The 8787-nt window shown below is 36.5% G+C and carries 7 protein-coding genes and 1 pseudogene; all 8 read right to left on the reverse strand.

What is annotated here, in order from left to right:
- Positions 1–159 precede the first annotated feature (159 nt).
- A complete protein-coding gene (locus ACEN4N_RS10490) occupies positions 160–1128 on the reverse strand; it encodes a nuclease-related domain-containing protein (RefSeq protein ID WP_407094194.1) in 969 nt (322 codons plus the stop codon).
- Positions 1129–1437: 309 nt separating this feature from the next.
- On the reverse strand, positions 1438–1968 hold the full coding sequence (locus ACEN4N_RS10495; RefSeq protein ID WP_407089675.1) for an acyl-CoA thioesterase: 531 nt from the start codon (positions 1966–1968) through the stop codon (positions 1438–1440).
- Complete coding sequence (gene rbsK, locus ACEN4N_RS10500) at positions 1944–2855, reverse strand: ribokinase (protein WP_407089676.1); 912 nt, start codon at positions 2853–2855, stop codon at positions 1944–1946. The genes ACEN4N_RS10495 and rbsK overlap by 25 nt, the downstream gene beginning before the upstream one ends.
- Before the next feature lie 243 nt (positions 2856–3098).
- A complete protein-coding gene (locus ACEN4N_RS10505) occupies positions 3099–3974 on the reverse strand; it encodes a metallophosphoesterase (protein ID WP_407089677.1) in 876 nt (291 codons plus the stop codon).
- Positions 3958–5805: an ElyC/SanA/YdcF family protein gene (locus ACEN4N_RS10510; protein ID WP_407094195.1), complete on the reverse strand. Its 1848-nt coding sequence runs from the start codon at positions 5803–5805 to the stop codon at positions 3958–3960. The genes ACEN4N_RS10505 and ACEN4N_RS10510 overlap by 17 nt, the downstream gene beginning before the upstream one ends.
- Complete coding sequence (locus ACEN4N_RS10515) at positions 5802–7448, reverse strand: ABC transporter permease (RefSeq protein ID WP_407094196.1); 1647 nt, start codon at positions 7446–7448, stop codon at positions 5802–5804. The genes ACEN4N_RS10510 and ACEN4N_RS10515 overlap by 4 nt, the downstream gene beginning before the upstream one ends.
- 113 nt (positions 7449–7561) lie before the next feature.
- Positions 7562–8593, reverse strand: a complete 1032-nt coding sequence (locus tag ACEN4N_RS10520; protein ID WP_407094197.1) for an ABC transporter ATP-binding protein — start codon at positions 8591–8593, stop codon at positions 7562–7564.
- 77 nt (positions 8594–8670) lie between these two features.
- Positions 8671–8787, reverse strand: a pseudogene (locus ACEN4N_RS10525) (IS30 family transposase); the annotation flags it as partial.

An 8787-nucleotide genomic window follows, 5' to 3' on the forward strand; every position in this document is an offset into this window, starting at 1 on the left:
TTCTAAATTTAAGGTAATATTTAATTGAGCCATAATAATCTTCCTTTCAATGTTTGTCTGTCAACTACATTGTACCAAAGAGATTATTATGGTTTTTTACTTTTACACAATTATATGGGCTTTATCAGTTTCCGGAGCATCGCGCGACTTCACGACGCCCTATTTTGAATAATATCTAAATTCCTCATCTTTAAAGGCAAACTTCATGCGTTTTGCCGGGTTGACATAAGTGGATGCCTTCCCTTTTGAATGTAATTCAAAATAATTTCGTAAAGTCCGCTTAATAATATACTCCAGACTTGGTTCGCCAATAAATTCAGTCACCGAACTTTTCGTCAGTGGCCATTCGTAATACAAAACGCCATAATCACAAATCGTGCGCAGAACCGCTCTTTGTTTTGGTTCTTGGCGCCCGCAATTTTTACACAATATATGATAGCGTCGCGATATCACATCTACTCGCCAGCTATCACAATTTTCACACAGGATACCACTCCGCGCTAAGGCGCGCAATTTCTTGTCCATCACCTCACTGACTAAATGCCCTTCAGTTGCTTTGCTCATTAAGTACTTTGCGACTTCTTTCGGATTCATCGAACCTCCTCGGCTATCTTCAACCACTTTTTTCAAATATGATCGCAGTTCCCACCGCATTAAATAGGGGCTGACATTTTCCTGATCGAAAATTTTAACCGTATCGTCCTCATTGATAAACACCAGTTGCGATTCCACAGGCAAATAAAGTCCATCATTTTGAATAATTTCCTCAAAAATTTCTCCCGCTCGTTTGACTTGGGTAAAGAAGTTGCGCGACAGTCGCTCACCTTTTCGGTACCAAAAACCTTCCTTATACGTAAATTCACTGAGTAGATTTTTCACTTCAAATCGGTAAATCGCATGAACTGTAATTAAAATCGTATCAATTTGAGTAAATTTATAAGGCAATTTATAGAAAATATCATTTAATATTACAAAATGTCCGGGGAGATTATCCCTCAGTATATTAATAAAATCTAAGTGTCCTTCGTAACCGACTTGTTGTCTGGCTAGTCTGTTTTTGACAGAAGTCGGTAGTTCGCACCTTTCATTTAAGCATTCATAAAATTGCAATTCAAACGGTTTGTCCATGTGTTTACCTCCAGTATATTTTTCTTTTATATATACATACGTAAAAAATGGGCATTTCCATTATTTTATTTGCAGATTTTTGAAATAAATTTGGATTAAGCTGGTTAAGGTGCGTCGTGAGCTGGTACGACGTACCGCAAATCAGTTTCCGGAGCGTCGTGGGTGAGTACGATGCGCCGTATTCGCGAATGCGGAGTGTCGTGAGTCAAAACGACGCTACGCAAGTCAATTTACGGAGTGTCGTGCCGGTTCACGACGCCCCGCAACCAAATAAAAAAGCCAAAGCAGTTGTGCTTTGACTCTATTTTCTTATCCCCAAGGGAATTCAATTGAAATATTTTCTTGAAATTCACGATCTGCCAGGCGATCTTCTGAACGTTTCTTACGACGCTCTGCGTAACCTTTCATTATGTAGCGCTCTTCTTTAGTCTCCGCTTCAAGTTGCGGGATGTCTGGCGCATTTTCGTCCACGACCACAAATGTTAAAAAGGCTGTGGCAGCTAAATAGCGTTCGCCGGTTGCTAGATCCTCTCCGATGACTTTCGCGAAAATTTCTGCTGAGCGTTTGCCAACACCCGAGACGATCGTTTCGATGCACACCGAATTCGATACGGGTAATGGTTTAATAAAATTCAAAACATCCATCGAAGCAGTTACACCAAGGGAACGCGTATGTCTTGTGAAACTAATCGCTGATACGTTATCAATCATGCGCATTAAATTTCCGCCGTAAAGTGTGTTGTGACGGTTCCCGTCCCCAGGCATAATCAAGTGCGTCTGCACCACACGTGAGTCACTTACTTTTTTAATTGTCATTATTTTTCTCCTCCAAATTTCCATTTTGTGTTAAATTCTTTATGTTCTCGCATTATTTCTAAGGTCGGCATCCCTGCTTGGGCGCCTTTTTTAGTGATTGAAAGCGAGCCAGCTAAATTCGCAAACTGCACACTCTCTTCTAAAGCCAAGCCTGAAGCTACTCCAAACGCTAGCGCCCCATTGAATGTGTCACCCGCTCCAGTTGTGTCGACCACGTCCGGCACATCAACCGCCGGAATCCACTGACGTGATTTTCCGTCGAAGAAGACCGCTCCTTCAGCTCCTAAAGTGACGATAATTTTATTAGGATATTTTTGTAAAATATTTTCCATCGTCTCCTCGGGAAATAGCACCTTGAACTCGGATTCGTTCGGAGTCAGATAGTCTACTTTAGCAATGTAAGCTTCGCTCATTTCACGTGCGGGTGCAGGGTTGAGTATAATTGGCGTATCAACTTCATTACACATATCAATTAATTGCTCAATGGTTTCAACTGGTGTTTCATTTTGAACAAGCACAATATCAAAACTTTTCACTAGCGCTTTTGAAATATCTTCTGGCTTGACCTCGTCATTTGCACCAGCAACGTAAATAATCGAGTTGTCTCGCTCAACTAAAGTGATGATCGCCGATCCGGAAGGCACACCGCTCACATTTTGAACTGCGTCTGTATTTATGTTTTCATTTTTTAAATTTGTCACTAAACGATCCGCGAACTCGTCATCGCCAACTGCGCCAATCATTGATACATCGGCACTTAAACGCGCAGACGCCACTGCTTGGTTCGCACCTTTACCACCAAAACATGTTTCAAATGAATCTCCAAAAACCGTCTCACCTTGCTCAGGCCGGCGACTCGCCTCTACGACAAAATCCGTGGAAATACTGCCAACTACCCCTATTCTTACCATATAAAAACCTCTCTAACTTGCATTCTATACCTATTATACCAAGTATTGCGGAAAAATATACGCCCAGCGCCTCGGAAAATAGAATATGACGACTTGGTGCGGTGCGTCGTGAACTCCGCGACGGTCCGAAAATGAGCTTGCGTAGCGTGGTGCTAGCTCACGACGCCCCACAACCCACAATACTACCCTTTTCATTCAAAATTTCTATAATGAAAAAAGCCTGCTACAAAGCAGGCTCACTTATTACAAATCTTTATAAAATACACATTCAGATTGAACTGAATCATCAGTAGCTAAATCGATATATCGTATACCACGAAAATCCCCAGCCTTCTCTTCTTTACCACTAAACATTCCATAGAAAAGATGAATTCCTTCCCAAAGCAGTTCTGCGTTGTTCAAATGGTTATGTCCACAAAACACTCCATATATTTGATCTGAAAAAAGTAATTCAGAAAATAGCCCTGTATTTACTCGACTTGTTGATATCAATTGATCTGGTTCCAATAAAGTGCCACTAACAATTTGATCCTTTGCTCTCAAGTATTCTGGTATAGGAATATGAATAAATAACAGATTATCTTTGAGCGCTTTATATTCCTTGCTCGCTTCTCTAAACCACTCTACTTGTTTTGGTAAAATCCAATCATTAGTCTTCATCGGGCCCGGAGCCACATGTCCAGTATCCATTACATAGAGTACGCGATTTAAAAAGCCTCTCGCATCATTAACTTCAATGACATATTGAGTTAAATCTCCTACTATTTTTTCATGTTTTCGAATTACTTTATTTTTAACGACTTTGTTAAACAACTTTTCTGCGTCCTGTCGGCTCAATTCAAATTCTGTATCATGATTTCCATAAGTGATTGCCTTTGGTATATCAAACTTATTAAGAAATTCAAAAAAGCCAGTCATTATTCCAAGTTCTTCTGGATTATTATAACTATTACTAAAATCTCCTGTAATCATTATTAAATCCGGTTGAATATGTTGAATTGCATTAAATATATCAGATAAAATTTGTTCATCATTGTCATCAAAAGGATAATGATTTAAATGAACATCCGTTACCTGAGCAATACGAAATTTTCCTTCTTCATTAAAAGTTACTGTCATTAAATCTCACACTTTCCAAATCATTTTTAGTATATAGTTCCAAGGCTCTAAACAGAGTACTATAAGTTAAGCGTCTTTCATTTTGTGGTATATCAATTATCATCTCTTCAGCTGAAGAGCCGTAAATATCTAAAGTATAATCTACGGAATCTAAAGCTCCGATTAAACTCAAAATTGCTCGAGGTAAATGTGTCACCGAAGTAACTACACTACAGTTTTCAAAACGTGATTCTTTTAATATTGGAGCTATCATAACGCTATTTCCAACGGTATCTTTCGCTAAAGGCTCCATAATTATACGCTCTTTAGACACACCATGTTCAATTAAAAAGGATGTCATTGCTTCTGCTTCATTAAACGGTGTTGTGACTGCACCACCACTCACTATCACTTTTGCTTCAGGGAAAGCTTGTGATAATTCCAAACCTTTTAGGAGCCGATTTTCTAGAATACGTGGAATTTCTCCTTTATCAGTTAATCCATATCCATAAATTGCAATCACATCTAATGAGTTTAATTTTTCTAAATCGGAAACTACATGCTTTAAGTTTGAGTACTCAGAAATTATTTCTAAATATTTTTGTAATTTCTCAGCCCATTTTGGATGATAGTTTAATAATTTTTCTATATAAACTTGAGCTTCTTCTTGTTCATTATTGGCTATTCGACTAATTGCTCCTAACCAAAGCGCTTGTAAATCATCTGGTTCAACCCCTAGAAGCTTATCAATAACTTTCATTAAAGTTGAATGTGCTTCATAGACAAAATATATTTCCGCTTTGAATCTTAATGCATCAATGGCTGTCGTTTCTGACTTTTCCAGTTTAGTTAACTCAGCTAATGCTCTTTTCATTTGCCACTCGTTCACTAAATCAACTACTGATTTAAAAGCAGCTTGGTTGCTATAACTTTCCCCAAGTAGTGGGCGTAACTTTTGTGGATCAACTAGGCCGTTGTAATCTTTAAAACTCTCTTGTTCTTCCAAATATTTGTCATTTTTTTCAATCTTAATCCGATAGTCGGTCAAGAAATTCGGCCAATCAGTTTGTATAACATCGATGTTCCGAGAAATAAATGCATCCCAACCAGAATTTAATGAATCAAGTAATGCCATGTCATCATCAAAGTTGGCAAATAAATTGAAATTTTCACCTAGTTTCTCAGCATTTGCCATCAAAAAGAACCCATGGTTTTTGAGTATTTTAATAAAATTCTTATCTAATAATTCACTATCGACTGATTTTACAACTAATTCCATTCCAACTGTGTTCAAATTGTCATATCCTAATACACTTATTACATCTTCGTGGCTTTTAACAATTGGCATAAAAGCAAGATCACCGGCGTTTCTTTCGAATGAAGTAAGCCACCTATTATTGACTGGACTTTTGAGTAAAAGAGATTTACTTTTCCCAGAATTGTGTATCAGTGAAAAAAATGATTTATCTTCCCAATAATGCCATGAACGATCAATATTAACTAATCTATCATTCGGGAGCCATGATAAAAATTCAGACAACCTTTGTATTCGATAACCTGATGGGTTACCTAATGAATTTAACACCGAAGCGCTATCTATAAAGTCAGAATTAAATTTCCAAAAAGGCTTGTTAATACCTAATAAGTCTAACTCCCCACCATCATGAAAGAGATAAAAAACTCCATCTTTGGATCGACAAATATCAATTTCTACAATATCAGCTCCAGCTGCATAAGCTAATTGAGCAGATTGAGTTGTGTTTTGAATAATATTGCCTCCCCAAAAGCCACGATGAGACATTATTAAAAAAGGATACTTGTTTAAGTGGTATTGAAATCTATTATTTATCATTTTCTGCCTCGTTTTCTATTCGATGCTCTTACGAAACCACTTCGTTTCTCCCCAACTCGTGTACCTCGTCCATAAACAAAGTAAAGTACTAATGAACTCACAACCATTAATAGCACTGAGTAAACTAAGTTTACAGCAACTGCATCAACGTTTGCTCCAGGTGCTGCATTTTCCCTAATGGCAATCCCTAGCGTCGGTCTCCCTGGTTGATATAGGAAAACGGATAAATCATAATCTGCTAAATAACTGTTAAAATTCAAAGCAATTAAGGCTAAGGCTGTTGGTAATAAAGCTGGAAATATTACTTGCCAAAATGTCCTGAAACCTGATGAACCAAGTACGCGTGAGGCATCTTCTAGGTTTTGATCGAAAGAGTAGTATGCACTCTTCAAATACCTTAAAGTTGAGGGTAGCATCATAATTAAATATACAACTGGTAATACCCACCATGTTCCGACTACTAAATTACCAAAAAGCAAAGCAGACGGTTCATCGTAAGCTAGAATTACTCCTAGTGCGATTAGTAATGTTGGTAGTAACCAAGGTATATAAAATGCTAACTCAATACCTTCGAAAAAATTATTTTTTCGATGAGTCATAACTAAACGGACTATAACTAACATGAAGATTACAGAAGCAACAGCCGCAATACCAGAGAATGTAAAACTGGTTAATATAGGTTGTAAGTTGCCTGCATCACTCAAAATACTTTGGTAATGCTCTAATGTAAAGAAGTCCATCGATAATATTGATTGTGTAATGCCTTGTGTATCCATAAAACTAAACAATACTACTAATATTAAAGGAAGAACATAAATTATAAATAGAACATATGCAATTATATGAATTACAGTATTTAATATTGGATTGTTAATTTTTTGTTTTATTAGTCTCGTTTTTGTTTTAGAAATTGATAAGTAATTCCCTTTTTTTTCGTTGTATGTCATCACGATTAGTAATACGATCTGAGCTAAACCTAAAACTAGTGAAAGTAAAGCAGCGATGTCACGGGAAGCTGGGCGTTGAGAAAATGTCAATATTAGAGGTGAAATTGTTTGGAAACTTCCACCTACCATTAGAGGTGCTGACATCGCACTCAGTCCAATTTGAAATGACATGATTGTCAGTGTAATTAGTACAGGCTTCAACATTGGAATGACAACACTCTTTAATATTTGCCACTGGCTACTCCCTAAATTTTCTGCTGCTTCAATGACACTACTATCCAATCCTTTTACAGCATTTCTCAAAAACAACATGTGATTTGATGTACAGGCAAAAGTCATTACAAACACTACTGCTGGAAATCCCGTAAACCATTGTGGATCAAGATTGGGATTAATTGAGAGCAGTAACTTTGTTAAAATACCATTCTGTCCGTAAACATATAAATAACCATTGTTTAATACTAAGCCCGAAAAAACGAGTGTCGACATAAAGCCAATTCTTAAAATAGCGGCTCCTTTTATATCAAAGTATTCTGTCACCAAAACAATAAAGGTACCTACAATATTTATTGTAAAAGTTAACACAATTGCTAAAATCACAGAGTTCATAACCGCTGTTACAGCCCTATTCGAACGCAATATTTTCGACACCGCATCTGTTGTAAACTGTCGATCTACCCAAAATGTATCTTTCATTATCGTAAATATAGGATTAAATAAAAAAGTTAATAAAAACCATAATATAAATAGAATTAACAATATCATTGGGAGTAGCTGTAAAAAATTCTTCTTTCTTGTAACTGATGCCATTATAAACTCACCTCGTACTCCAGAATATCTTTAGGATGTATAAATATTGTTACTTCATCTTGTGCAAAATCTGTCTGATTCCCATCTTGCTTTTCAATCGTTTTAAAAATGGTCCCAAAACTTTTTAATGTATAAGTTAAAAATTTTCCTGCAAATTGTATATGAGAAACTGTCGCTTTTAACGCTACTGAATCTTCCTCGCTATTAGTGCGCCACAATTTGATTTTTTCTTCCCGAATATAATGTTTTTTTGATAAATCAAACTGTTGATTTTCACCAAGCTGTTCATTGATCTTAGACATCAATTCATTTCCAACTATATTTGCTTCTCCAATAAATTTACAAACGAATTCCGTTTTTGATTGATTATAGATTTCTTCTGGCGTTCCTATTTGATCAATCTTTCCATTATTAAAAACTGCTATATGATCGGATAATTCAAGAGCTTCTTCTTGGTCATGTGTCACGTAAATTGCTGTCATCCCTGTCTCACTTTGGATTCGTTTCAATTCACTTCTTAATTGTTTACGTAATTTAGCGTCTAAATTTGAAAGTGGTTCATCAAATAAGACAATTTTAGGATTTTTTGCTAAGGCACGAGCAATGGCTACTCTTTGCTGTTGTCCACCTGAAAGTTCAGAAACATTCTTATGAAGGTGACTTTGATCTAGTTCAACTAGCTTTGCTAACTCATCTACTTTTACTTGAATTTCTTGTTTCGGTAGCTTATCAACATTTAACCCGTATGCTATATTGTCATAAACTGTCATCGTAGGAAATAACGCATAGGATTGAAATACCATTCCTATGTCTCTTTGTTCAATTGGAATCGGAATAATATTATTTCCGTGAATTTTAATTTCTCCTTGACTGGGAGTAAGAAAACCTGCTATTGAACGTAGTGTTGTCGTCTTTCCACATCCTGAAGGTCCAAGCAAAGTAAAAAACTCACCTTCTTCAATAGTAAAACTTATATTATCGATTGCTACAAAATCATCATACTTAATTTCTAAATTTTTGATTTCAATCATGAAAAAATCCTCCCTAAAAATTAAGAGCGAAAGAATGATTTTCTTCCGCTCAACACCTTTTATGATTGTTTGATTTGTCAAATTAAGCTAGACAAAACTGCTTCATCTAAGTAACTCAAAAATACTTCCAACGGTGTTCGGTAGTGTAAGGATTTCCGTGGAATCGTGTTCCGTTTGTGTGCAATCGATGACAC

Source organism: Ruoffia sp. FAM 20857, assembly GCF_045528645.1.
Taxonomy (GTDB): domain Bacteria; phylum Bacillota; class Bacilli; order Lactobacillales; family Aerococcaceae; genus Ruoffia; species Ruoffia halotolerans.

Bases quoted from the DNA above. Each gene is read 5' to 3' on its own strand.
- ACEN4N_RS10490 (WP_407094194.1), bottom strand. From the start codon at position 1,128: ATGGACAAACCGTTTGAATTGCAATTTTATGAATGCTTAAATGAAAGG.
- ACEN4N_RS10495 (WP_407089675.1), bottom strand. From the start codon at position 1,968: ATGGAAATTTGGAGGAGAAAAATAATGACAATTAAAAAAGTAAGTGAC.
- rbsK (WP_407089676.1), bottom strand. From the start codon at position 2,855: ATGGTAAGAATAGGGGTAGTTGGCAGTATTTCCACGGATTTTGTCGTA.
- ACEN4N_RS10505 (WP_407089677.1), bottom strand. From the start codon at position 3,974: ATGACAGTAACTTTTAATGAAGAAGGAAAATTTCGTATTGCTCAGGTA.
- ACEN4N_RS10510 (WP_407094195.1), bottom strand. From the start codon at position 5,805: ATGATAAATAATAGATTTCAATACCACTTAAACAAGTATCCTTTTTTA.
- ACEN4N_RS10515 (WP_407094196.1), bottom strand. From the start codon at position 7,448: ATGAAAGATACATTTTGGGTAGATCGACAGTTTACAACAGATGCGGTG.
- ACEN4N_RS10520 (WP_407094197.1), bottom strand. From the start codon at position 8,593: ATGATTGAAATCAAAAATTTAGAAATTAAGTATGATGATTTTGTAGCA.